The 22278-nt window shown below is 58.4% G+C and carries 20 protein-coding genes; 4 read left to right on the top strand and 16 right to left on the bottom strand.

The window, feature by feature from the left end; all coding sequences use genetic code 11:
* The first annotated feature begins 41 nt into the window (after positions 1 to 41).
* Entirely contained in the window at positions 42 to 992 is a 951-nt protein-coding gene (locus S101446_RS04475) for a LysR family transcriptional regulator (RefSeq protein WP_167376421.1), read from the top strand.
* Here S101446_RS04475 and S101446_RS04470 read toward each other — a convergent pair.
* The 11 genes from S101446_RS04470 to trbB are packed head-to-tail and all read right to left on the bottom strand — an operon-like array spanning position 910 to position 10309.
* On the bottom strand, positions 910 to 1167 hold the full coding sequence (locus S101446_RS04470; protein WP_087607753.1) for a DUF2274 domain-containing protein: 258 nt from the start codon (positions 1165 to 1167) through the stop codon (positions 910 to 912). The genes S101446_RS04475 and S101446_RS04470 overlap by 83 nt on opposite strands.
* Positions 1164 to 2348: a TrbI/VirB10 family protein gene (locus S101446_RS04465; protein WP_087607752.1), complete on the bottom strand. Its 1185-nt coding sequence runs from the start codon at positions 2346 to 2348 to the stop codon at positions 1164 to 1166. The genes S101446_RS04470 and S101446_RS04465 overlap by 4 nt, the downstream gene beginning before the upstream one ends.
* Entirely contained in the window at positions 2345 to 3328 is a 984-nt protein-coding gene (trbG, locus tag S101446_RS04460) for a P-type conjugative transfer protein TrbG (protein WP_087607751.1), read from the bottom strand. Before trbG ends, S101446_RS04465 begins: the two co-directional genes overlap by 4 nt.
* Complete coding sequence (trbF, locus tag S101446_RS04455) at positions 3328 to 4008, bottom strand: conjugal transfer protein TrbF (RefSeq protein ID WP_087607750.1); 681 nt, start codon at positions 4006 to 4008, stop codon at positions 3328 to 3330. Before trbF ends, trbG begins: the two co-directional genes overlap by 1 nt.
* Positions 4009 to 4010: 2 nt before the next feature.
* On the bottom strand, positions 4011 to 5288 hold the full coding sequence (trbL, locus tag S101446_RS04450; protein WP_087607749.1) for a P-type conjugative transfer protein TrbL: 1278 nt from the start codon (positions 5286 to 5288) through the stop codon (positions 4011 to 4013).
* A gap of 2 nt (positions 5289 to 5290) precedes the next feature.
* Positions 5291 to 5575 (bottom strand): putative entry exclusion protein TrbK-alt, encoded by a 285-nt coding sequence (trbK-alt, locus tag S101446_RS04445; RefSeq protein ID WP_087607748.1) that lies wholly within the window; start codon positions 5573 to 5575, stop codon positions 5291 to 5293.
* On the bottom strand, positions 5575 to 6318 hold the full coding sequence (gene trbJ, locus S101446_RS04440; RefSeq protein ID WP_244184501.1) for a P-type conjugative transfer protein TrbJ: 744 nt from the start codon (positions 6316 to 6318) through the stop codon (positions 5575 to 5577). Before trbJ ends, trbK-alt begins: the two co-directional genes overlap by 1 nt.
* A complete protein-coding gene (gene trbE, locus S101446_RS04435) occupies positions 6315 to 8741 on the bottom strand; it encodes a conjugal transfer protein TrbE (RefSeq protein WP_087607746.1) in 2427 nt (808 codons plus the stop codon). Before trbE ends, trbJ begins: the two co-directional genes overlap by 4 nt.
* A 7-nt stretch (positions 8742 to 8748) precedes the next feature.
* Positions 8749 to 9018 (bottom strand): VirB3 family type IV secretion system protein, encoded by a 270-nt coding sequence (locus tag S101446_RS04430; RefSeq protein ID WP_087607745.1) that lies wholly within the window; start codon positions 9016 to 9018, stop codon positions 8749 to 8751.
* Positions 9018 to 9341 carry a TrbC/VirB2 family protein gene (locus S101446_RS04425; protein ID WP_087608834.1) on the bottom strand — a complete coding sequence of 108 codons (324 nt, stop codon included), beginning with the start codon at positions 9339 to 9341 and terminating at the stop codon, positions 9018 to 9020. The genes S101446_RS04430 and S101446_RS04425 overlap by 1 nt, the downstream gene beginning before the upstream one ends.
* Positions 9341 to 10309 (bottom strand): P-type conjugative transfer ATPase TrbB, encoded by a 969-nt coding sequence (trbB, locus tag S101446_RS04420; RefSeq protein WP_087607744.1) that lies wholly within the window; start codon positions 10307 to 10309, stop codon positions 9341 to 9343. The genes S101446_RS04425 and trbB overlap by 1 nt, the downstream gene beginning before the upstream one ends.
* Before the next feature lie 584 nt (positions 10310 to 10893).
* On the opposite strand from trbB, the gene S101446_RS04415 reads away from it, so the two are divergent.
* Complete coding sequence (locus S101446_RS04415) at positions 10894 to 11685, top strand: putative phage abortive infection protein (protein WP_087607743.1); 792 nt, start codon at positions 10894 to 10896, stop codon at positions 11683 to 11685.
* Positions 11686 to 11940: 255 nt separating this feature from the next.
* Here the strand turns inward: S101446_RS04415 and S101446_RS04410 are convergent, their stop codons facing one another.
* Both S101446_RS04410 and S101446_RS04405 read right to left on the bottom strand, forming a co-directional pair.
* Positions 11941 to 15606, bottom strand: coding sequence for a hypothetical protein (locus S101446_RS04410; RefSeq protein ID WP_167376420.1), 3666 nt, complete (start codon positions 15604 to 15606; stop codon positions 11941 to 11943).
* Between the two features lie 535 nt (positions 15607 to 16141).
* Positions 16142 to 17938 (bottom strand): helicase-related protein, encoded by a 1797-nt coding sequence (locus tag S101446_RS04405; RefSeq protein ID WP_157684822.1) that lies wholly within the window; start codon positions 17936 to 17938, stop codon positions 16142 to 16144.
* 116 nt (positions 17939 to 18054) lie between these two features.
* On the opposite strand from S101446_RS04405, the gene S101446_RS04395 reads away from it, so the two are divergent.
* Positions 18055 to 19241 (top strand): IS3 family transposase gene (locus tag S101446_RS04395; protein ID WP_118963845.1). Its coding sequence is split into 2 segments (ribosomal slippage): positions 18055 to 18313 and positions 18313 to 19241, totalling 1188 coding nucleotides; the frame shifts between segments, so codons are not numbered across the junction.
* Here the strand turns inward: S101446_RS04395 and S101446_RS04390 are convergent.
* Positions 19225 to 19983: a DEAD/DEAH box helicase gene (locus tag S101446_RS04390; protein ID WP_157684821.1), complete on the bottom strand. Its 759-nt coding sequence runs from the start codon at positions 19981 to 19983 to the stop codon at positions 19225 to 19227. The genes S101446_RS04395 and S101446_RS04390 overlap by 17 nt on opposite strands.
* A complete protein-coding gene (locus S101446_RS04385) occupies positions 19976 to 20299 on the bottom strand; it encodes a hypothetical protein (RefSeq protein WP_157684820.1) in 324 nt (107 codons plus the stop codon). Before S101446_RS04385 ends, S101446_RS04390 begins: the two co-directional genes overlap by 8 nt.
* A 24-nt stretch (positions 20300 to 20323) precedes the next feature.
* On the opposite strand from S101446_RS04385, the gene S101446_RS04375 reads away from it, so the two are divergent.
* Positions 20324 to 21510 (top strand): IS3 family transposase gene (locus S101446_RS04375; protein WP_118963845.1). Its coding sequence is split into 2 segments (ribosomal slippage): positions 20324 to 20582 and positions 20582 to 21510, totalling 1188 coding nucleotides; the frame shifts between segments, so codons are not numbered across the junction.
* Positions 21511 to 21567: 57 nt separating this feature from the next.
* On the opposite strand, the gene S101446_RS04370 is transcribed toward S101446_RS04375, so the two are convergent.
* Positions 21568 to 22251 (bottom strand): HamA C-terminal domain-containing protein, encoded by a 684-nt coding sequence (locus S101446_RS04370; protein ID WP_157684819.1) that lies wholly within the window; start codon positions 22249 to 22251, stop codon positions 21568 to 21570.
* Between the last annotated feature and the right edge of the window lie 27 nt (positions 22252 to 22278).

Raw genomic sequence — 22278 nt, 5'->3', positions numbered from 1 at the left:
AATATCACAAAAAGCGAATGGTAAAATGGAACAGTCTTACGATGAAACATATCCATTCGCTCAGTATACGCGACCTTCAAATCCTACTTATACTCGGCACAACGCGCAGCCTTGGCCGAACCGCAATTGAACTTGGAACCTCGGTTGCGGCCCTAAGTCGACGTCTCACCAAGATTGAGAACGCATTGGGGATAACACTATTCGAACGTAGCGTTAGCGGCACGCTAGTTACCCATTCCGGCCGTCAGGTTTTACATCATGCGCGTCGCATAATCGCTGAAGCCCACAATCTCCTTGCGTTCGGGACCAATACAGCAAACGTCCACGAAGGCGAAATCCGCCTTGGTCTGGCTTGTCCACCGCTACATCCAAAGGTCGAGGAATGGCTCAGGCTCTGGAACGAGTCACATTCCCGAATACCGATCGGATTATATGCGCCGCAAGGAGACAGCATGATAGAACTTCTCTTAAACCGGGACGTCGATGTCGCCATTTTCCATCCAGATGTGCTAAGGACCAATCTTGCTTCGATCCCGCTATACCGGGAGAACATTGTCGCTGTACTACCGGAAAACCATCAACTTGCAGAGCAGCAATCTGTACGACTTGCAGAACTCCGAGCCGAGCGCATGCTAGTTCCGTTCTTGTCTTCCGATGACCGCTGTGCCCGTTTCCAGCTCGGGCTACTCGGACCTCAGGCACATATTACGATACACCGGGGCGGTACGCTTACCCTGCTCTCGCAGGTTCGTGCCGGAGCCGGATTTGCATTGTGCAACACGGCTATCCGCGATCTACGCCCGCCTGGACTCGCTTTTCGGAACATTGACGATATTCAGGCCGAGTTCGAGATGCACCTGGCCTGGCGTGCAGACGCCGAGGATGCCCTGCTGGGCCGGTTTGTCCGGTTCATGCAGACGGTGTCCCGGACCGGCCTCCCTCTCTCGTCTGCCCGTTCCGCAGACGCCGAAAACCCCGATCCGCCTGCATGAACCGAGCCAGCATGGGCGCAACCAGTCGTGCAGGCGGATAAGGCTCGGACAGATTGTCCTGACGGGCCATGATTCCGGCATAAGCCACCAGATCCCGGTACAGGGCTGCGGGCAGGTCTACCGTCAGCCGTACGGGTTTTTCGTCCTCGATCGTCGCCAGCCTGAGCTTCGTCATTCTCCTGTCTCCTCATAGGGCCTGAGCACAAGGTCAGTCTTGACCATGACACGCATGGGCAGGCCGGGGCGGTTGATCGCCGTCGGCTTGATCGAGAGCGAGCGCGCCACGATCTGCTCTCCGGCCTGATTGAAGCTTTGCGATGCCCCCATCCGCAGTGCCTGGGCGATCCCCCCCTGCCCGCTGCTGATATCGGCTTCCGAGCCGATGCTGAGGATGGTCGAGAGGATGGCCGCCTCGAAGACCTGTCCCCAGTGGTTATCCACCCTGTCGTGCAGGCCAGTATAGCCGCTGGCATTCATGCCGGGCAGACGCTGCAGGGTAAGGGCGCGGGTATCGGGGAAGATAAGGCGGGTCCAGACCATCTGCACCCGGGTCTGGCCGAACCCGACCTGTGAATTATAGACCCCGAACAGGATGCTTCCCTGCGGGATAAGCAGGATATGACCGGTACGGCTGTCATAGACGTTCTCCGTGACACGGGCGGTTATGTCGCCCGGCAGTTCCGAGCGTATCCCGGTGACAAGGGCAGCCGGGATGATCGACCCTGCCATCAACGTGAAGGGGCTTGCCGGTGCCCCGACCCGATCGGTACTGACCGTCTGGCGGTCTGCGGGACCGTTCAGAAACTGCTCTTTGCCATCAGTTTCTGCAGGCACCGGCTTATCTGCCACATCCTGTGGCGTGGACGTCGTGCCGGTCGTCGCCGGTCCTTCATGCGCCGTCTGGGTCTGGGCAAACAGCCGACTGAGCCGGGCGGCATCGCGTTCCTGCGCCATTTTCTGGGCCTGCGGATCACGCTCACGGGTTGGTGTCGCCATAACTGGTCCGGCAACCCCGGCCCTGAGCATGGGACCACCCAGATCACCTGGCAGCGGTGCCCCGAGATGCGGCGTGGCATGGGGCAGTTGCGAATAATCGCGAGGCAGCCCTGCCAGGCCATCGGGCGTGTTCCGGTTGCCGGTATTGTAGAGTTCAGGCGGTTTCACAGGGCCTGACGGCCGGAGCGCGTAATAGAGCGCGCCCCCCGCGCCTGTCGCGCCGAGGGCGGCGAGAGATAGCAGGACCCGTCGCGACAATTTTGTGACAGGCGGCCGTGGCGATCGCAGACGCATTTCGGACGGCGGCCGGAGCGTGTCGGGTGGCCGTTCCCCGCTGGCCGTGTCGTCGTTCCCGCTCATGACCGCCGCGCGCCATCCGTACGGACGATCCGTACCCTCTGCTGTTTCCCGGCCCCGAGTTTGAGCTGGGCTGCGGCAAACAGGCGATCCACGACCATATGGGTGCCGCGCACGCGGTAATTGACCAGTTGCCCGTCCCCTTGCGGTCCGATCACCCAGAGCGGCGGCATTTCACCCTGCGCGATCCCGTTCGGGAAGTCGATGAACACCTGTCGCCCGTCATCATAGGCCCGGAGCGGTCGCCAGGGCACGTTGGCTCCTTCAATCCGGTAGCGGAAATTCAGGGCATTGAGATCGACGCCTGTGGCTACAGCCGCCTGTTCATCGGCATCTGCGTCCTGCCGGCGCAGGGCCAGAAGTTGGTCCTGCGGATAATCCCACGACACCGATGCCATGTAAGTCCGCTCGTCGGAACGCAGTTCCAGATGATAGGTCCGCCGGTCGGTATTGATCACGAGATTGGTCATCAGATCCGGCCGCGTGGGTTTGAGCAGGATATGCACGCGGCGTTCGGCCCCGGTCCCGCTGGTGCTGTCGCCAATAATCCAGCGCACCGTATCACCTGCTGCTACCGGCCCCGTGCCCACCAGCTTCTCGCCGGTCTGGAGGGCGATATCCGTGATCTCGCCGGGCGCGGCATAAAGCTGGTAGAGCGCTCCATCGGAGAACGGATAGACCTGAATGGCGTTCAGGTAGCCCGAGCGGGTCGGCTGCACCCGCGCAGCATTGTTGGCCGCCTCGACGCGCACATGCGGATCGGCGGCTTCAGCATGCGAGCGGCCCCACGGGACCGGTTTGAACTGACCCGGAAGGGGAAGCGGCTGGGGAAGTGCCACCACCTGCACCGGTTTGGGTGGCTCAGGCAGCCTCACGGCCTGCCGGGGCGTATTGTCATAGGGCACCGCTGGCGGCTTCCAGGTGGCGCAGGCGCAAAGCGGGCCGGTGGCAAGGAGCAATGGGACAAGCGAGAGGACACGCATCAGTTCAGCTCCCGTGACCAGTTGAGGGCATGGATGTAGATGCCCAGCGGGTTTTTCCTCAGCCGCTCGGCATTATCGGGCGACCGGACCACGACCGTCAGGATCGCGCTCCAGCGTTCGGTGGCGGACAGGGCGCTGTCGACATAGCGACGCTCGACCCATTCGACCCGGAAGCTGTCATCCGAGGCGCGGATGACGCTGGCGATCTCGACCGAGACCTGCTGCCGTCCGACCAGGGCGAAAGGATCGTTGCTGCGCGCGTAATCGTTGAGCGCCAGCGCGCCGCGATCGGTGACGTAATCATAGGCATCCAGCCAGTTCTGGCGCAGCACCACCGGATCGGCGGGAATGCCCCGCACTTCGGTAATGAAACGGGCCAGATACCAGGCGATCTGCGGATCGGTCGGGCGATAGGCGGCGGTTGCGGGGCCGACGGCCTGCGCCTGTCCCAGTTTGTCGACTTGGACCACCCAGGGCGTGATGGTGCCCCGCGCGGATTGCCAGACCAGCCCCATGGCGAGGCTTCCGGCCAGCGCCAGGCTGCCAAAGAAGGCCAGACGCCAGTTTTTCGCCTGCACGCGGGCAGAGCCGATACGCTCGTCCCAGACCTGACCGGCTTTTTGGTAGGGGGTTTCCGGCTCAGGCGTGCTGCCATAGCGGATGGTCGGGCGACGGAACATGCTCATTCTCCTTCCGACAGATCGACACCGGACCCGCCGCTCGGCCTGTCACCACCCCGGATGGCCTGCTCGGCAGCGGAAACCCCGCCCCGAATACGCTGATTGCGCTGCATGCGGCTGGCCCAGGCTGGCGGGGCGGAACTGCCGCCCGTGGCACCAGCGCCTCCTGTGGCCTGCGCGCCCCTTGCCCCGCCTGTCGCGGCGGAGGCGCCGGCGGCGTAGCTGGATTTCATGCTGGCGGCCGCCTTGCGCAGCGGACTCATCGCCGCCGAAGCGCCGGTACCAACCACGTTGGACAGGCCCCCCGCGCCATAGGCGGCTCGTGCGCCGCCAGCCACAAAGGCCGCACCACGAGCGGCCCCCGCCGCCATGCCCATTGCCGCCCCGGCCCCCGCAACACCGGCAGCAGCTACACCAAGGGCCGCAGCACCAGCGCCCGCAACACCGAGACCGGTGCCGATCGCGGCCCCCGCCCCCAGTTGCGGCCCACCGGCAATCAGCCCGTTGGCCAGCGCCGGGCCGAAAATGGTCAGACCCAGCAGGGACAGGGCCGCAAGGATCAGGGTCAGGGCATCGTTGATGGTCGGCGGATCGCTAAACCCGGTCGTGAACTGGGAAAAGATGGTGGAGCCGATGCCCACGATCACGGCGAGCATGAGTAACTTCACACCGGAAGACACGACATTGCCCAGCACCTTTTCTGCCAGGAACGCCGTGCGCCCGAACAGGCCGAAAGGCACCAGAACGAAACCTGCCAGCGTGGTCAGCTTGAACTCGATCAGCGCAACGAAAAGCTGGATCGCCATGATGAAAAAGCTGATCACCACGATCAGCCAGGCCAGCAGCAGCACGATGATCTGGATGAAATTGTTGAAGATTGCGACGAACCCAACCAAAGAGGAGATCGAGGTCAGGATCGGCCGGCCTGCATCGATGCCCACCTGCGCCAGACGGCCCGGCTGCAGCAGTTGCGCCGCCGTCATCGTGCCGCCACCCGCTTCGATCCCCAGCCCGGCAAAGGAATTGTAGATGATGCCCGCCAAGGAATTGAAGTTGCCGATCAGGTAGGCAAATACGCCGATATAGAGCGTCTTGCGGATCAGGCGCGCGATGATGTCCTCGTCAGGGGCCAGCGTCCAGAACAGGGCGGCAATGGTCAGATCGATGCCGATCAGGATCGAGGCCAGCCCGTGCACGTCCCCCTGCACCAGTCCAAAACCGGAATCGATATAGGTGGTGAAGACCCCGAGGAAATTGTCGATGACGCCGATGCCCTGCATGGTCAGTGGCCCTTCGCATCACCGAGGAACCGCCGCCGGTTCTCGGCCCAGATGGCAGCACAGCCTACGTCACCATCAGCCCGCAGACCGAGCGCCTCACATCGCGCCAACCCGGCGGCCAGCGGATCAGAGGACGGAACGGGGGTCATGATCCCCACAGACACGCCGGACAGGGTCGGGGCCACTTTATGGCCCGCATGCCACCCGGCTGCGGCGAGGATTGCCACCACCATGACCACGGCGATGATCCGCGCGCCGGTTGGCGCCGTGATCCGGGGCCAGCGCATCAGTGAAACATCTGCGCGGAACCGGGCTGATAGCCGGTGCCGTAGTTGAGGAAATTCGTCAGCTGTGCCCGGGCCTGTTCCTCCGCCTCGACCTGCCGCGCCCCTTCCAGGGCCTGGGCACGGGCCATGGCGGCACTGGTCGCGGTCAGATCGGCAAGCTGCCGGGTCTGGAGTGCCGCCAGCTGGTTGCCGGACTGCTGGGCCTGCAGCGCCCCTTCAGCAGACTGACTGGAGGAGACCAGACCCGTGACCTGATCGCGGGTGCCATCGAGATTACCCACCACCCCAGCCTGCACTCGCAGGGAATCCTGATAGGCCACCCGCGCGTTCTGCCAGCGCGTCTGCGCATCCCCCTGCATCTGGCTCGCGGATGTGGGGCTGGCAAGCGCTGCGGGATAGGTGCCGCTGAAGGCCTGGTCGATGCTGGTGGTGCTGTAAGTCATGCCCTGTGCCTGCCCGAGCAGCTGCTGGGTCTGGGCGATGGACTGCTCCAGCGGCACAAGGGTGGAATACGGCAGACTGGCAAGGTTGCGCGCCTGGTTGGCGAGCATCGTGGCCTCGTTGAGGAGGCTCTGGGCCTCCTGATTGACCTGCTGCAGTTCACGGGCGGCAATCAGGACGTTCTCGACATGATTTGCCCCGTCATAGACGGCCCATTGGGCGCGGGCTGGACGACCTGCCAGAACGGGCAGCAACAGGCCCGTACCGAGAATGAAAACTGCCTTCATACGGGACGTTTTCATGACGGTTCCGCCCTTCCAAGCATGTCCAGCGCCCAGTCAGCCCCCCGATGGGCCAGCCAGGCGCGGGCAAAGCCGTCGGCCCCGCTTTCGGCGAGGACACGGGTGATGGCGGCCTGGTCCGTGGGTGAAGAGGCTGCGGTAAAGGCCAACGCCACCTCGGACAGGCCCAGATCGAACAGCCGGTTACCGCGCCGGGACTGGCAGTAGTAATCGCGCTTGGGCGTAGCCTGGGCGAGAATGGCGATCTGGCGGTCATTGAGGCCGAACCGGCGGTAGATGGCGGTGATCTGCGGTTCCAGCGCCCGCTCGTTGGGCAGCAGGATTCGGGTCGGGCAGCTTTCGATGATCGCGGGTGCGATCGGGCTGCCGTCAATATCGGCCAGCGACTGGGTCGCGAACACCACCGAGGCATTCTTCTTGCGCAGCGTCTTGAGCCATTCGCGCAACTGTCCGGCAAAGCCACGATCATCCAGTGCCAGCCAGCCCTCGTCGATCAGCAGCAGGGTCGGACGGCCATCCAGCCGCCCCTCGATGCGGTGAAACAGATAGGACAGCACGGCAGGGGCCGCTGCCGTGCCGATCAGCCCCTCCGTCTCGAAAACAAGGATGTTCCCTTCGCCCAGATGTTCCTGCTCGGCATCCAGCAGCCGTCCCCACGGGCCACCGACGGTAAAGGGCTGGAGGGCCTGCTTGAGCGCGTTGGACTGTAGGAGCGCCGACAGGCCGGTCAGCGTACGCTCTGGCACGGGGGCTGATGCCAGCGAAGTCAGGGCCGACCAGACATGATCGCGGATATCGGGGGTGATGGTGACGCCTTCGCGACCAAGCAGTTCCGCGACCCATTCCGCAGCCCAGGCCCGCTCGCCTGCCGTGTCAATATCGCGCAGGGGTTGCAGGGCGACCGGTTCCAAAATGTCTTCAGCGAGACCGCCGCCCAGATCGTGCCAATCCCCGCCCATCGCAAGGGCCGCCGCCCGGATGGAGCCACCAAAATCGAAGGCAAAGATCTGGGCATTCCCGTAGCGGCGAAACTGCATCGCCATGAAGGCCAGCAGGACCGATTTGCCAGACCCCGTCGGTCCTACGATCAGCAGGTGCCCGACATCACCGACATGAAGGGCGAAACGGAATGGCGTCGCCCCTTCGGTCTTCGCAAAAAATAGCGGGGGTGCGCGGAAATGGCCGTCGCGTTCCGGCCCTGCCCATACGGCGGAAAACGGGATCATATGCGCAAGGTTCAGGGTCGAGAGGCAGGGCTGGCGCACATTGGCATAGACATGCCCCGGCAGGCTGCCCAGCCACGCCTCGACCGCATTGACCCCTTCGCGCATGCAGGTGAAGTCGCGCCCCTGAATGGTTTTTTCGACCTGACGCAGCCGGTCGTCGGCCACCGACGCGTCTTCGTCCCACACGGTAATCGTTACGGTGACATAAGCCTGCCCCACCAGATCGGCGCCAAGTTCCTGCAATGCCGCATCGGCATCGGCTGCCTTGTTGGCGGCGTCGCTATCCGTCAGGACCGAGGCCTCGTTGGTCATCACCTCCTTGAGGATTGCCATGATGGATTTGCGTTTGGCGAACCACTGGCGGCGGATCTTCCCCAGCGCTTTTGTCGCATCCGTCCGGTCCATGCAGATCGCGCGCGTGGACCAGCGGTAGGGAAAGGCCAGCCGGTTGAGGTCGTCTAGCAGGCCGGGCCAGGTCCGGGTGGGAAACCCGGTGACCGTCAGGATGCGAAGATGCGCGTCGCCCAGTCTTGGCGCGAGGCCGCCAGTCAGATCCTCATCGACCAGAATGGCGTCGAGATACATCGGAATTTCCGGCACCCGCACGCGTTGCAGTCGGGTCGAGACACAAGAATGAAGGTAGGACAGGGTCTCGCCGTCATCGAGCCACGCAACCTCGGGCATGAAGCCCTCGATCAGGGCCAGTACGCGGTCGGTGCGATCGAGAAACCCGGCCATCACTGCACGCCAGTCGGATCCCGTGCCAGCCCGGTTTTCGTAAAGCCAGGATTCCGCCCGTGCGGCATCATCGGCCGGCGGGAGCCAGACAAGGGTCAGGAAATAATGGCTTTCGAAATGCGCCCCTTCTTCCTCGAACTGTGCGCGGCGCTCGGCATCGACCAGGGCTGAAGCCGGGTCGGGAAACTGCGACAGCGGATAATCCCGTGCGGGACGGCGCTGGGCCTCGACAGACAGCGACCAGCCGGAGCCAAAGCGCCGGAACGCGTTATTGACGCGCGACGTGATGGCCACGAGTTCGGCTTCGGTCGCGGAGTCCAGGTCCGGCCCCCGGAAGCGGGCGGTGCGCTGGAAGGCACCATCCTTGTTCAGGACCACGCCTTTGGCGACCAGTGCTGCCCACGGCAGGAAATCAGCCAGACGGTCGCAACGATGGCGGTATTCGGCAAGATTGAGCATGACCCCCTCACCGGACCATATGGGTGGGATAGCGCAGGTGCCGGCGCACCACGTCCACGAAGGCCGGATCCCGCCTGGCAGCCCAGACGGCAGCCAGATGACCGAGCAGCCAGAGCACAGCGCCGCCGACCCACAGCCGCAGGCCAAGCCCGAGGGCTGCCGCCAACGTGCCATTGACGATGGCGACCGTGCGCGGTGCGCCGCCGAGCAGGATTGGCTCGACAAGCGACCGATGCACGGGAGCGAAATAGCCGGGGACGTTTTCAGATACTTCCATCAGATCAGCGCTCCCCCCGAGAACGAGAAGAAGGACAGGAAGAACGAACTGGCGGCAAAGGCGATGGACAGTCCGAACACGATCTGGATCAGGCGGCGGAAACCACCCGAGGTTTCCCCGAAAGCCAGGGTCAGGCCGGTCACGGTGATGATGATGACCGAGATGATCTTGGCCACCGGTCCCTGCACGGATTCCAGGATCTCGTTGAGCGGGGTTTCCCATGGCATGCTTGACCCCGATGCGTAGGCCGGGACGGCAAGCAGCAGGGTGGATACGGGCGCAAGCGCTACGGCCGCGCGACGGCGCAGGACGGACGGGGTCATCATGACACGTCTCCGACGGATTTGAGGATGTAATCATCGTTCGGGCCGAGACCCGTGACGGAAGCGATTTCGACAAGACGACGCGCACTGCCGCGACCGGCCAGCACGGCGATCATGTCGATGGTTTCGGCGATCAGGGCGCGCGGCACCGTAACGACGGCTTCCTGGATCAACTGTTCCAGCCGCCTCAGCGCGGCGATGGCCGATCCGGCATGCAGGGTTCCGACGCCACCGGGATGGCCGGTCCCCCAGGCCTTGAGCAGGTCGAGGGCTTCGGCTCCCCTCACCTCGCCAATCGGAATGCGATCGGGGCGCAGGCGTAGCGACGACCGGACCAGGTCGGACAGCGTGACAATGCCGTCCTTGGTCCGCAGCGCGACAAGGTTGGGAGCCGCGCATTGCAGTTCACGGGTGTCCTCGATCAGCACGACGCGGTCGCCACTGGTGGCGATCTCCGCCAGCAGGGCGTTCACCAGGGTTGTCTTGCCCGTCGAGGTGCCGCCGACGACAAGGATGTTCCGGCGCTGGCGGACAGCCTCACGCAGGATGTCAGCCTGCGTGGCGGTCATGATTGCGGACGCGACATAGTCAGCCAGTGAAAACACCGCTACGGCGGGACGCCGGATCGCAAAACAGGGTGCTGCGACCACAGGTGGCAGCAGCCCCTCGAACCGCTCCCCTGTTCCGGGTAGTTCGGCGGAAACGCGGGGACAGGCAGGATGGACTTCTGCCCCGACATGATGGGCAACCAGGCGCATGATGCGTTCAGCATCGGCCGCATTGATCCGGGTGCCCGTATCCTCCATGCCGCCTGCCAGACGGTCGATCCAGAGCCGTCCGTCAGGGTTGAGCATGACCTCGGCGATGGCGGGATCGTCGAGATGACAGGCAATTGCGGCCCCCAGTGCGGTACGCAGCATGCGCGCTCCACGGGCAGCCGCTTCGGAACGAGGAGAAATGACGGACATGGAAGACCCCGGCGACAGGCCTCGCAAGCGAGGCGGTGACGTAACGGGGTCAATTAAAGAAAGACACGGCCATGCAAACGCAACAGGTCAGTTGCGCGATAGGGCACGCGGATAAAAAAACTTGCCGCCGGCAGGATGCAGTCTGACCGATCTATTCAGATCGCTCAGGATAATAGTCCATATTGAGCTACCGATGACTGAAAATCACATTCAGAATTAATCGAACTATAAAAGACATTGCCAAAAGAGCCTGCATAACGTCGTCTATTGGGGGGGGAGGCGACTGTCTGCTCTCTGGCAGGTTCACTCAGAAGCCGACGTTCTTACCCATTTCGATGCTGCACACGATCAAAGTTTTCGATCTGGTAACCGATTTTCTGAAAACCGTCGCATTGTCTGCTTTTGATGAAAAACGGGCTCGATAAACTGCAGAACCTCGTCTGCAGAAGTGTTAAAACGAACCGGCTAGAATTAGTTGTTTTGCGTGTATATAAGAGCATAGATGTCGGCTTCCAACGCCTCTTTGGACAAAGAGTCACTCAATAAAAAATTCATCAATGAACATATTGGAGAAATATTAAACTATGTTAGTAATTATTGTTTTCATATTTATTTGTATTTTGGTCTTATTAACATGGTATTTATGGGCTTCTCATGCATTATTTATATTTCAATTTCTTAGCAACTCTACACCTGAGAATGTATCCTACTCCAATTCCGGCACATGGGGAGATACATTTGGATCTTTGAATACTTTATTTGCTGGCTTTGGTCTTGTTGGAATCGTAACAACAATTTCATTGCAAATTATTTCAAACAAAAACCAAAAAAAAGATAATCATAAGCAGATTTTTGAAGAATCTATATTCAAACTTATTGATTTGATTAAAGAGTCAAGAGAAAGAGTTAAGTTCTATGATCCTAGGGACAAAAAAACTTATTCTAATTATGACGCATTTCAAAAACTTTCTGGATACATAGGTTCAGAAATACTTGATTTTAGAAAAGAAAACGGAAAACAGTTTTTACCAAAGTCAAAGCTTATTTCTTTATACAATACTAATTTTCATAGAAAGCATGAAGCTAATGTTTCCTCTTATTTTCGTCTAATCAACTACACGCTTAACAAGATAAAAAATGATGAAATACTAACAGAAAAGGAAAAAATAGAATATGGAAATCTTATTAGAGGACAATTTGACTGGTATGAAGTATCAATTATAGCAATTAACGGTCTTACGAAATACTCAGGAAATATGAGCGACCTTGTGAGAGAATTTAGGATGTTGCGGTATATTAGAAAGGGGACATATTTAGAGGGAAATTTGAAGAATTTCTACGATGAAGTAGCTTTTTCTCCAAGGAATGATGGATAAAACAGAGTTGTTTTTATTGGTAGTGTAAGTAGAATTTTTATTGAAATCTCTTGCTGCCAGTGCCCGGTAGGAGCGTTCTGTTATTCGCCCACGTCCGTTTTACGAAGTGCAAGCTGGGCGCTGAATGTCCGCAAAGAGGCGAGTGTCGTCTGTCTGTTTTTCTTCTTCCAGAAGACTTGCGTTAATGGACGGACACGCGAAATGTCGCCTATCGAATAGAATGCCTCGCCGACACTGGTCTTTAGGCACGCCCCTCTACCCCTCCTCAATGCGCAACTGCGCATCGATATCCTCGAAGAGGCCGTGCCGGTCATATGATTTGGCAAGCTCGTGAAGAGCGACTGCCAATTGCGAATGGGTCGGCTCGAGCGCGAGCGCATGGTTGCGAAAATGGGCGGCAAGCTCGCGTTCCTGATCGCCGCCTTCATAGGCCTCGCGCGAGGAGACGCCACGCTTGTTGATTGTTCCGGTATAGAATCCGCGCAGCATCTCCTCCGACCCTGTGCCGTCAAGCAGCGACCGCGCACTCTCCCCTGGCCAGATGCCGTCTGCCCCAGTTGGCGCATGAGCGAAGATTGCGCCGAGTGTGATATCGCAGACCTCCAATCGATCCTGCTCCGCTGCGAGACGCCTTGTCTCTGTTACAAAGCTGGCCGCTTGAGCGGAGTCGATGATTTCGTTCGCTCCGGTTCCCGGCTGCCGGCGGCAAGCGTGCAGAATGTGCCATGCATTTTGAGCGGCGTCTTTCCGCGCCTCGTCAGCTTCACGCCGCGGCCCATTACGGGGGTATACGAGGCAGAGCAGTTCGACAAAAATCTCGGGTCTAGTCATTAGGAGGCGATATAGGGTTTTGGCGTGATGCTCGCCCCTGAAGCCAAATGCCCGGATGAGCGCGAACTCAAGCTGAGCGAGCTGCATTTCGTCGATGGTCCCGGCGTCCTCAATGAAGTCGATCGCTTGCTGGAACACATAGCTCTGCGGCATCTGACTCTGCTCGAGCTCCTGACCTTTCACGATGCCCTCAAGCATGGTCATGGTGAGCTTGGGATCATAATCTGAGATTTTGAAGTGACACGCCTTCAGCGCCGATACCGGTCGTCCGTGCTCGACCAATTTACCGAGCGCATGCGTCATGTCTGCCGGATCATTGAGCCATAGATTGCTCATGCAGTTCGACCAAAAATATTCGGCCTGTCCGATCTCTTCCGCGCGTCGCCAGACCGCGGGATCGTGCGGACACAGTATGAGCAGGCGGGCAAGCCACTCGACCGATCGGCAACTTGCGGGCGCCGCCGCGAAGATTGTATCGAGGGTGTCCTCGCGCTGGTCGGGCAGCGTGCAGCCCAAAATGGCGGCAGCGAGTATCGTTCTCACCGCGCCGCAATCAAGGTCGCCTGCCTGTTCGACGATCCAGCGGCACAGCGCGTCGCCCGGCAAGCCGATATGTGGAAGATGGCAGCCGATCGTCCAGGGATCGCCATGCTTTTCGGCAAGTTCGAGGACACCTGGCCAGCCGTCGCTATCAAAAATCTCCTTGAGCGCAGCGCGGGCAGCGATCGCGCCCTGCCGCTCACCGGCATCGAGCGCCTCACCGCGGGTCCGGACCGGCAGCTCGACCCAGCCATTTTTAAAGAGCCAGGCATGGCGAACGATATGGTCATCCGGTTCTAGGGCGGCATATGCGGCCTCGAGCGGGTTGAGCAAAGCGCAGAGCGCCGTGTCGTCGCGCTCGTCATAGTTGCGGTGCCAGTGCAACTTGTGCCGCAGCGCTGCTCGCAATACTTCTTTGTCTGTGTCACCCAAATCGACGCAGTCGGCCAAAAATTTGATGATGCGCTGCTGCCGGAAAGCATCGAGGGTCGTATATTTCGGGATAAGTTTGGCGATTCTCGCAGCATTGCCAGGCGACATCGCGATCTGCCGGTCTATCGCGGCGACGTCCATGGTGTGACGCTCAAGACCGGTCGCACCATAGCCAGCGCCCGTATCGTCGTCGCGCCATTTGGGCCGCGCGATATGCCACGCCATGTCCGACCATGGACTGGTCATGCTGTCGAGAAGTGTGAAGGCCTCATCGGGCATCTGATCGATCAGATAGTCTATCGCGTTGATGCGCTGCTCGATGGTGGCCGCGGTCTGCGGGAGCCATGACCGATAGACACTGAGAAGCGAGCTTTGGGGATTGTTTCCCCAATTGCCATGGATCTCGACGGAACAGAGCCGAGCGAGGAGCAGCGAAACACGGCGTAGCCGATTTGGTGCCCAGGCCAGCGTCTCGAGCGCCCAGAGCATACCTGCATGCCAGCAGCGGCTACCGAAACCAGATCCGCTGGTCTCGAGAAACACGGCAAGCGCGCCGCCATCTGGTTGCGCAATCCCGGTCTCGACGGCTGTCAGGAACTCGTGGGGACTGGCCTCAGCCAGCGCCGGCAGTTGGCTGGCAAGCGACAGCCAGCGAACACGGTCGCTGCCCCGCAACAGCGTACGCACAAGACGATCAACACGCCCCTGAATATCGTTAGCGGCAAGTGTCGGGACGTCCATGCCACGCACAGCTAATTTTATCAGCGTATCGCACAACGAATTTAGAAGCAGGCCGCTGACCGGCCGCACCTTGCCATGGATCGCTGCGGCGTAGCGCTGGTCATCTGCCAGTTCGAGCTGCGGGTCCGGCGCTGCCAGGACGGTTTCCAGTTCAGCAAAATAGCGCCGAAGCTGGGCTGACGTGATCCGGTCACCGAAGATCGCGAGTAGTTCGAGCGCCGATTTCGCTTTCCAGACCGTGCCGATGTGAAGTACCGGCGAATCGTCAAGACGCTCCAGTGCGAGAAGATCTGCTTCAAGCTCAGCATAAGCGCGGCCGCTGATCCGCGCGATGATCTCAGTGTCAGCGTCCTTACCCGTCGACCAGCCGCCCGTTAGGCAGATGGTCGCCAACGCGTCGGCCGCAGGGTGGTCGAGCCAGGCCGGTCTTCGGATCGAAGGATTAACGGCATGTTGGCGGCGGAACACGGACCAAGATCGGCCGCAGGACGTTGACAACCGCCGCGTGTCGTTTTCGTCTAGGCCAATGATTTTCAGTGCTTTTTCGAATTCGGACGGTAAGGCGCGGTCGAGCAGAAGCTCGGCATCATGGAGTTTTCCGGCAACGCCTTTAAACTGACGCGCCATATCACCGGATGCGTAGGGAACAACCACGGCCAGTCGGTCGCGAATCGGGGGCGCCTCAGCTATGGAAGGTGTCGCAGCAACCGCGACCCCGATGGCGTCGTTGGTGTCCACGAAGCGCCAACCCTCGACGCTTGTCACGACGACAGCGACGTTCGCCAGGTTGGGCTGTTCGAGTATCGCGGCCGCCGCGAAGGCCGCCGCTTCTTCAACACTATCGGCCTTGATCGCCAGCGGTTCGATCGCGGACCCGTCGCGGATATCCCCGACGCGCTGGATCAACTTTGTAGCCTTGTCGCCGCGCCCGGTCAGCAGCGCGGCGGGCGTGATCCGCGGCGTGCATTGCGCTCCCCATTTCTCGAGATAAGCGCCGAGGCTGTCTACACCGGCGCCGGACAGGCCAAGCTCTTCCCCGAAAGCAAGCCGCACGGCAGCCGCCTGCTCGAGCCACTGCTCGAGGTCGTCGGCATCATAGGCGCGTACATCATTCCAAGCGCCTTCGGCGATTTTTTCGGCGCGCCAGCGTGCCTTGCCAGGCCAGCGGCGCGCGGTAAGCGCAATATACGTCCGGGTCGCCCGATGATCCGGCGGTGAAGCGCTTCGTTTGGCGTAATCCTCATTTGCTTTGACGACCACGTCGGCCCGACAGCTTAACTCCCAGCAAGAATGCCCGGCGGGCACCCACGCATTACCATGCTTGCTGTGTAGCTCGCCGTCAAAGCCTGGGAGAGTCACCGAATCTCCGGCGGGCATGGCTATTTCGGTCGTCGTCGCAGCGCAGTGAATCAACCGCCGAATGAGTCGCGGCAAATCCGACTGAGCTGGCGTTGTCCCCGCCCAACGCGCAATCTGGGTCGCAGTAACCATAGCTCCGATATACCTTATGTGCCGATTGAACGGAAGTAGAACATCCTTCCCAACTTCGCCCAGGCGGCTAACAACCCGAATCAGCAGCAGTGCTTTGAACTAATTATGTCCGCTATGTGGAAAGGATGTAGCAGCTCATATGACCAATATGAAGACGATTACTGCCTGTCAGCTTTATGTTCACTGAATAGACACGCGGCCCAGCCGCTTTTTAACTTCACTCTCTGTTCATTCATCCAGTATAACTGGCGACTATTCCGGCTAAATACGAGCCGGTCGTTCGCATCAGCCGCCGCGCATGCTTGCTCCTACCATGAAGTAGACATCTCAATCGAGTATCAAAGGACCACTTAACATCACCATAAGATGTCCTATTTTAGGTGGTCTAGCATAAATGTACGAATGTCATTTACCAGAATAATTAAGACACCAGTCGCCGTATTTCTTTAACAGACGCTTGGGGCAATTCCAGTGTGTCGAGATCCTGGCGCTTGAGCCAAACTTTTGCAGCTGATTGAGTCATATCCTGCTGGCGCGGAAGACCGCTCAACCTCCCTGCGGTAAATCGGGAAAGCCCGAGGCCCATGAAGCTTATCATTGTAGTGGAGCATGCCCCTACTTCTAGATACATAGGCAATGCCGGAATGGACACGGTCAATTCGTTCATACCTTTGTTTCTGAGCAGCAGTTCGAGCACAGCATTGTAACATGAGAACAGGCGTACATACTTGAAGCGAAGATCTTTTTCTATCTCTGTCAGGGTACTACGAATCACTGTCGGATAGTTGGGCGATAGCCCTTGCTGGATTTTGTAATTATAGCTCTCGTCGATAATCTGCGGTAGTGGATCCCCTTTCATCCACCGGAGAGCTATTTGGGCATAGTATCGCTCTGATTTGTCGGACGAGGGATATTTGAGAATTTCAGAATGGCATCGACGGATAGCTGCGAGATATGACTGATAAGCGCCGCTATCGCGCGGATGCTTTGGAATGATATAAGAGGGGCCTTTTTTGGTAAGGCTTACTTCCAGTCTGTCGTATAACGATTGCTGGCGGTGTACAGAAACTGTCGGGGAAGCTAAAAGCGTTTCCCGGCCGATATCCTTCCCAACCACTGATTCGGCGACTGCTTGAGCGAGTTTCTTAGCTGATTCCGACGTTATATCCAGCCCAAGATTGGAAAGAGTACTTTCCAACCGACCATCGAAATGGTCCCGCACGAGCTTTACAAATGTATTCTCCAACTCATCCGGCTTGTCCCGGTCCGGAATACGCTCGGGATCATTAATATAAGTGATTAGTTCCTCGACCCGCGAGACTACATGGTCCTCAATTGAAGGAATAATTTCTGCATCCTTTGGTCCGTTTATCGGATCGGATTTCCAGTCCCCATAATCAATCAAAAAAATGTTACCAGAGAACTCTTTGCCCATCCGACCAGCCCGTCCCGCCAAATTCCAAAAATCGTTGGAAGATATCGGCTGGTTAGACCCCCTTTCGGGATTGTGAAGAAACAGGTTTTGCGCGGGCAGATTTACGCCATAGAGAAGTGTGCTTGTCGTTACCAGATACTGAAGATGACCCTCGCTAAAAGCATCCTCAATCGCCTTGCGCACCAGCGAGGGCTGGCGTCCATAGTGATAGCCAACTTGTCTCATAACATTCTGTGCCAGCGGGTATTTCTCATGCACGGCTTCCTTGATAAAGGCAGCCAGCTCCTGCAAGTAGCTCGTAGATGCAGTTTCACGGTCGGCCAAGCCAAACGCAATCTGTTCGCATTCTGCAGGCCCGAGGGCATAGACAAGGTTTTGGCCCCCAGCACCCAACCTGAAAGCCACGTTTACCAGCTTATTTCGATGATCAGTTAACGGTTGCTCGCAGTCTACTTGTCCGAATGGAATCCTTTGACCTTCAGCCCATAGGGCAAGCTTTGCATAGCTTGGACGCGAGTCATCGCAGTCAACGAAGACTATATTTTGAGTAACCGACGCTTCTTCAGTCCGGATTGAGGAAGGTGCGAATCCGAATGGTCTCCCCAGACGGTCGGGGTTGCTCAGGTTGGGGCCTGCAAAAAGAAGCTGCATAAGACCATTCCGTTCCAGAGCTTCCTCAATGACAGACGATAAAATTACTCCGCGCGGACCGTCACCGATGCTTTGCGCTTCATCGACGACCATTAATTCAAAGCTCAAGCTCGGGTGCGCGATCTGCAACAACTGCATACGCTCCTGAGTAACGACATAAGCTGCACGCTTCGGAAGATCGCAGAGGTGGTCCCCATTTTTCGGACAGGGCGATAAGCTATCATCTGGCCTGAACGAGGACGGGTTTTATGGGCAAGGTTACGCGGAAGAGGTATGCGGCAGAGTTCAAGTCACGGGTTGCGCTGGAGGCGATCCGTGGGGAACTGACGCTGGCGGAACTGGCTTCGAAACATGGGGTACATCAGACGATGATCGCCCAGTGGAAACGGCAGGCGATCGAGGGGATGGCGGCGACCTTTTCCGGGAAGACGGTGGCTGAGCCCCCGGTCAGCCCAGCTGACGTGGAGAAACTGCACGCGAAGATAGGCGAACTTCTCGTGGAACGGGATTTTTTACGCGATGCCTCTGCTCGGTTGGGCGTGATCAGAGGCGGCAGATGATTGACCCGAAGAGAGCATGCCTGCCGATAATCCGGCAATGCACGCTGCTGCAACTCAACCGGTCGGGCGTCTACTATCGGCCTGTGCCACAGAGCGAAGCCAATCTGGAGCTGATGCGGCTGATCGACGCCCAGTTCCTGGAAACGCCGTATTATGGCTCACGGCAGATGACATGGCATCTGCGCCGCCAGGGACATGAAGTGGGCCGCAAGCGGGTCCGGCGGCTCATGGCGATCATGGGCCTGCGGGCGATCTACCAGAAGCCGCGCACGACCGTGCCCCATCCGGAGCATCGGAAATATCCATATCTGCTACGGGATCTGGTCATCAATCGGCCTGACCAGGTCTGGTGTTCCGATATCACATATATTCCCATGAAACGGGGATTTCTCTATCTCGTGGCGATCATGGACTGGTTCACGCGCAAGGTCCTGTCCTGGCGTCTGTCGAACACGATGGACGTGGAGTTCTGTATCGAGGCGCTACAGGATGCCCTCATGCGCTATGGCGCCCCGGACATTTTCAATACTGACCAGGGGTCGCAATTTACGACACCCCGTTTCAGCGGGATACTGGAAGAGCGTCAGATCCGCATCAGCATGGATGGGCGCGGTCGCTGGCTGGACAACGTGTTCATCGAGCGTCTGTGGCGGTCGCTGAAATACGAATGCGTCTACCTGTACGCGTTCGAGACCGGATCAGAGCTGAGGGCCGGGCTTGGCAGATGGATCGCCCATTATAACGAAAGGCGTCCGCATACGGCGCTGGCTGGACGAACGCCCGATGAGGCGTATCATGACGTGCCGACGCCATCTGGTCCGGGGTTAACCCCGGACCAGATGGCCAACAGCAACGCCGTCAGAAGGGCGGCATAACAACAACCGGGTATAGCTTATCAAGCCCGCAAAACTGTCCGAACGGACGGGACCACCTCACGCTTCCACTTGGAAATGGTGTTGTCACAAGCTCAACATCCAAGTCCGAAGCTGAGAGCCAAGCGGACACATCGTCAGATACCTGATTGATAAGCGCGCGCGTCGGCACCAGAAACGCCACGTTATTCACGGTGCCTGCAATTAGAACTTTCTGGGCGTATGCCTGGAGAACAAACGACTTTCCAGCAGAAGTTGGCGCGGATATGCCGACGTTCTTGCCGCTTGTCAGGTGCGCCCAAAGCTTAAACTGAAAGTCGGTGAGAGCAACGTCGCGTTCCGCGAGGTGTATTGTGTTTGCTGCAGCTCGGTCGGTGGTTTCTGCATATGAACGAACTGGCAGGCCTGTTTCCGTGACGTCAAATCGGCGTCGTGCATAAGCGAGGGTTGGGAAGTTGCTGAGGCGGTTCAGAACGAGTAGCAGCGCATATCGTGCGCCGGGGAATTGAGCCGACATCTCTGCAGCCGCTGTCGCTATTTGGTAGGCAGTCTGTCTGTGTTCGAGTGAAGACGACGCGGAAAGCGTCATCGAGCACTGTAGAAGCCGCACCAGCATGTCTTCGGATATCCCATCTGAGGAAATAGGCTCAACAAAGCGATGCCGAAGAATCATCTCTCGCAGCTTACCAACTTCCTGATGAAACTGGTCATGGCTCCAGATTCGACTGGATAGCTCTTCAATCATTGGGCCACCCAATTTTAGCTTGGAACTTGTCGCGGAAATCCTGAGCAGAAGGAACCGGCACGAGGAAAAACTCAAAGCGACGCAAGGATAAGCCCTTTGCCTCGATCTTGGATTTTATGTCATCAATGAACGCATGGAACGAAGCATTTACTGCGCTGACATATGCTGCTTCAATATCTTCGTCTGAGAGTTGCGGATCGTTCTTGTGGTCAAACTGGTGGATCAGCAGGCAAGAGAAGCATGGCACTCGATTGAGCGAGGCCTGAGAATACGGAGAGGTGGTCCCCATTTTTCGGACAGGGCGATAAGCTATCATCTGGCCTGAACGAGGACGGGTTTTATGGGCAAGGTTACGCGGAAGAGGTATGCGGCAGAGTTCAAGTCACGGGTTGCGCTGGAGGCGATCCGTGGGGAACTGACGCTGGCGGAACTGGCTTCGAAACATGGGGTACATCAGACGATGATCGCCCAGTGGAAACGGCAGGCGATCGAGGGGATGGCGGCGACCTTTTCCGGGAAGACGGTGGCTGAGCCCCCGGTCAGCCCAGCTGACGTGGAGAAACTGCACGCGAAGATAGGCGAACTTCTCGTGGAACGGGATTTTTTACGCGATGCCTCTGCTCGGTTGGGCGTGATCAGAGGCGGCAGATGATTGACCCGAAGAGAGCATGCCTGCCGATAATCCGGCAATGCACGCTGCTGCAACTCAACCGGTCGGGCGTCTACTATCGGCCTGTGCCACAGAGCGAAGCCAATCTGGAGCTGATGCGGCTGATCGACGCCCAGTTCCTGGAAACGCCGTATTATGGCTCACGGCAGATGACATGGCATCTGCGCCGCCAGGGACATGAAGTGGGCCGCAAGCGGGTCCGGCGGCTCATGGCGATCATGGGCCTGCGGGCGATCTACCAGAAGCCGCGCACGACCGTGCCCCATCCGGAGCATCGGAAATATCCATATCTGCTACGGGATCTGGTCATCAATCGGCCTGACCAGGTCTGGTGTTCCGATATCACATATATTCCCATGAAACGGGGATTTCTCTATCTCGTGGCGATCATGGACTGGTTCACGCGCAAGGTCCTGTCCTGGCGTCTGTCGAACACGATGGACGTGGAGTTCTGTATCGAGGCGCTACAGGATGCCCTCATGCGCTATGGCGCCCCGGACATTTTCAATACTGACCAGGGGTCGCAATTTACGACACCCCGTTTCAGCGGGATACTGGAAGAGCGTCAGATCCGCATCAGCATGGATGGGCGCGGTCGCTGGCTGGACAACGTGTTCATCGAGCGTCTGTGGCGGTCGCTGAAATACGAATGCGTCTACCTGTACGCGTTCGAGACCGGATCAGAGCTGAGGGCCGGGCTTGGCAGATGGATCGCCCATTATAACGAAAGGCGTCCGCATACGGCGCTGGCTGGACGAACGCCCGATGAGGCGTATCATGACGTGCCGACGCCATCTGGTCCGGGGTTAACCCCGGACCAGATGGCCAACAGCAACGCCGTCAGAAGGGCGGCATAACAACAACCGGGTATAGCTTATCAAGCCCGCAAAACTGTCCGAACGGACGGGACCACCTCACGGATCCACGTAATCCAGAAGGGCTTTCTTAGCCTCGTCCTTTATATCCGCTAAGTCAGAGTAACTGGAGATAATGTCGATTTCACGCTTCTCTTGGCCGTCTTTAATGAATTCGTCGATAGACGAGAGTGCACTGTCAAGAGCACCATTTAGTGTCTTGTGCGCTTTTGACTCACCCCAATACACATATAATTTTTTGCTGTCTTCATCATAACGTGCGTGGATGCCATCCGTACCATGGACGGGCATATTGTTGTTGGTCTTTAAATACATTTTTGAAACAATTTGCGGAGCCTTCAAGATCCATTCGTTCAAAATATACAAAAGGATCTCTGCCGCCTCACCGGATCGGTGACTGCCTTTTTTGGCTTTGATAAACAGAGCATTAGCTTTATTGACAAGCTCAGAAGCAATACGACCCGCGGTAACATAGTCGCCGCTGATGATGGCATTTTGAGCATGTCTGATGGCGGACCGTGGAAGACAAAACGGAACGATATGGTTTGCTAACAAGTCGATAAAATCATCGATTGTTTGCACACCGGCCTGGAAAGACACGTAGCTGCATCGCACTTCGATCCGCTTACCACACGCGGTGGTATCATAACTCAGATGTCGAAGCCGACTTTCAAGATGCGTGAAATTACCCAGAAGCAGCTCAAGTTGCTGCTTTAAATCCATTGCTTCAAAACCTTCCCGTGCACATAC

The sequence above is a fragment of the Komagataeibacter europaeus genome (genome assembly GCF_002173515.1).
GTDB lineage: Bacteria > Pseudomonadota > Alphaproteobacteria > Acetobacterales > Acetobacteraceae > Komagataeibacter > Komagataeibacter europaeus.
This window is presented reverse-complemented; position numbering and strand designations above follow the sequence as displayed.

Coding starts and splice junctions, on each gene's coding strand:
- trbB (WP_087607744.1), bottom strand. CDS start 10,309: ATGTCCGTCATTTCTCCTCGTTCCGAAGCGGCTGCCCGTGGAGCGCGC.
- S101446_RS04415 (WP_087607743.1), top strand. CDS start 10,894: ATGTTAGTAATTATTGTTTTCATATTTATTTGTATTTTGGTCTTATTA.
- trbK-alt (WP_087607748.1), bottom strand. CDS start 5,575: ATGCGCTGGCCCCGGATCACGGCGCCAACCGGCGCGCGGATCATCGCC.
- trbF (WP_087607750.1), bottom strand. CDS start 4,008: ATGTTCCGTCGCCCGACCATCCGCTATGGCAGCACGCCTGAGCCGGAA.
- S101446_RS04370 (WP_157684819.1), bottom strand. CDS start 22,251: ATGGATTTAAAGCAGCAACTTGAGCTGCTTCTGGGTAATTTCACGCAT.
- S101446_RS04425 (WP_087608834.1), bottom strand. CDS start 9,341: ATGACCCCGTCCGTCCTGCGCCGTCGCGCGGCCGTAGCGCTTGCGCCC.
- S101446_RS04470 (WP_087607753.1), bottom strand. CDS start 1,167: ATGACGAAGCTCAGGCTGGCGACGATCGAGGACGAAAAACCCGTACGG.
- S101446_RS04430 (WP_087607745.1), bottom strand. CDS start 9,018: ATGGAAGTATCTGAAAACGTCCCCGGCTATTTCGCTCCCGTGCATCGG.
- trbJ (WP_244184501.1), bottom strand. CDS start 6,318: ATGAAAACGTCCCGTATGAAGGCAGTTTTCATTCTCGGTACGGGCCTG.
- trbG (WP_087607751.1), bottom strand. CDS start 3,328: ATGCGTGTCCTCTCGCTTGTCCCATTGCTCCTTGCCACCGGCCCGCTT.
- S101446_RS04475 (WP_167376421.1), top strand. CDS start 42: ATGAAACATATCCATTCGCTCAGTATACGCGACCTTCAAATCCTACTT.
- S101446_RS04385 (WP_157684820.1), bottom strand. CDS start 20,299: ATGATAGCTTATCGCCCTGTCCGAAAAATGGGGACCACCTCTCCGTAT.
- trbL (WP_087607749.1), bottom strand. CDS start 5,288: ATGCAGGGCATCGGCGTCATCGACAATTTCCTCGGGGTCTTCACCACC.
- trbE (WP_087607746.1), bottom strand. CDS start 8,741: ATGCTCAATCTTGCCGAATACCGCCATCGTTGCGACCGTCTGGCTGAT.
- S101446_RS04390 (WP_157684821.1), bottom strand. CDS start 19,983: ATGATTGAAGAGCTATCCAGTCGAATCTGGAGCCATGACCAGTTTCAT.
- S101446_RS04410 (WP_167376420.1), bottom strand. CDS start 15,606: ATGCCCGCCGGAGATTCGGTGACTCTCCCAGGCTTTGACGGCGAGCTA.
- S101446_RS04465 (WP_087607752.1), bottom strand. CDS start 2,348: ATGAGCGGGAACGACGACACGGCCAGCGGGGAACGGCCACCCGACACG.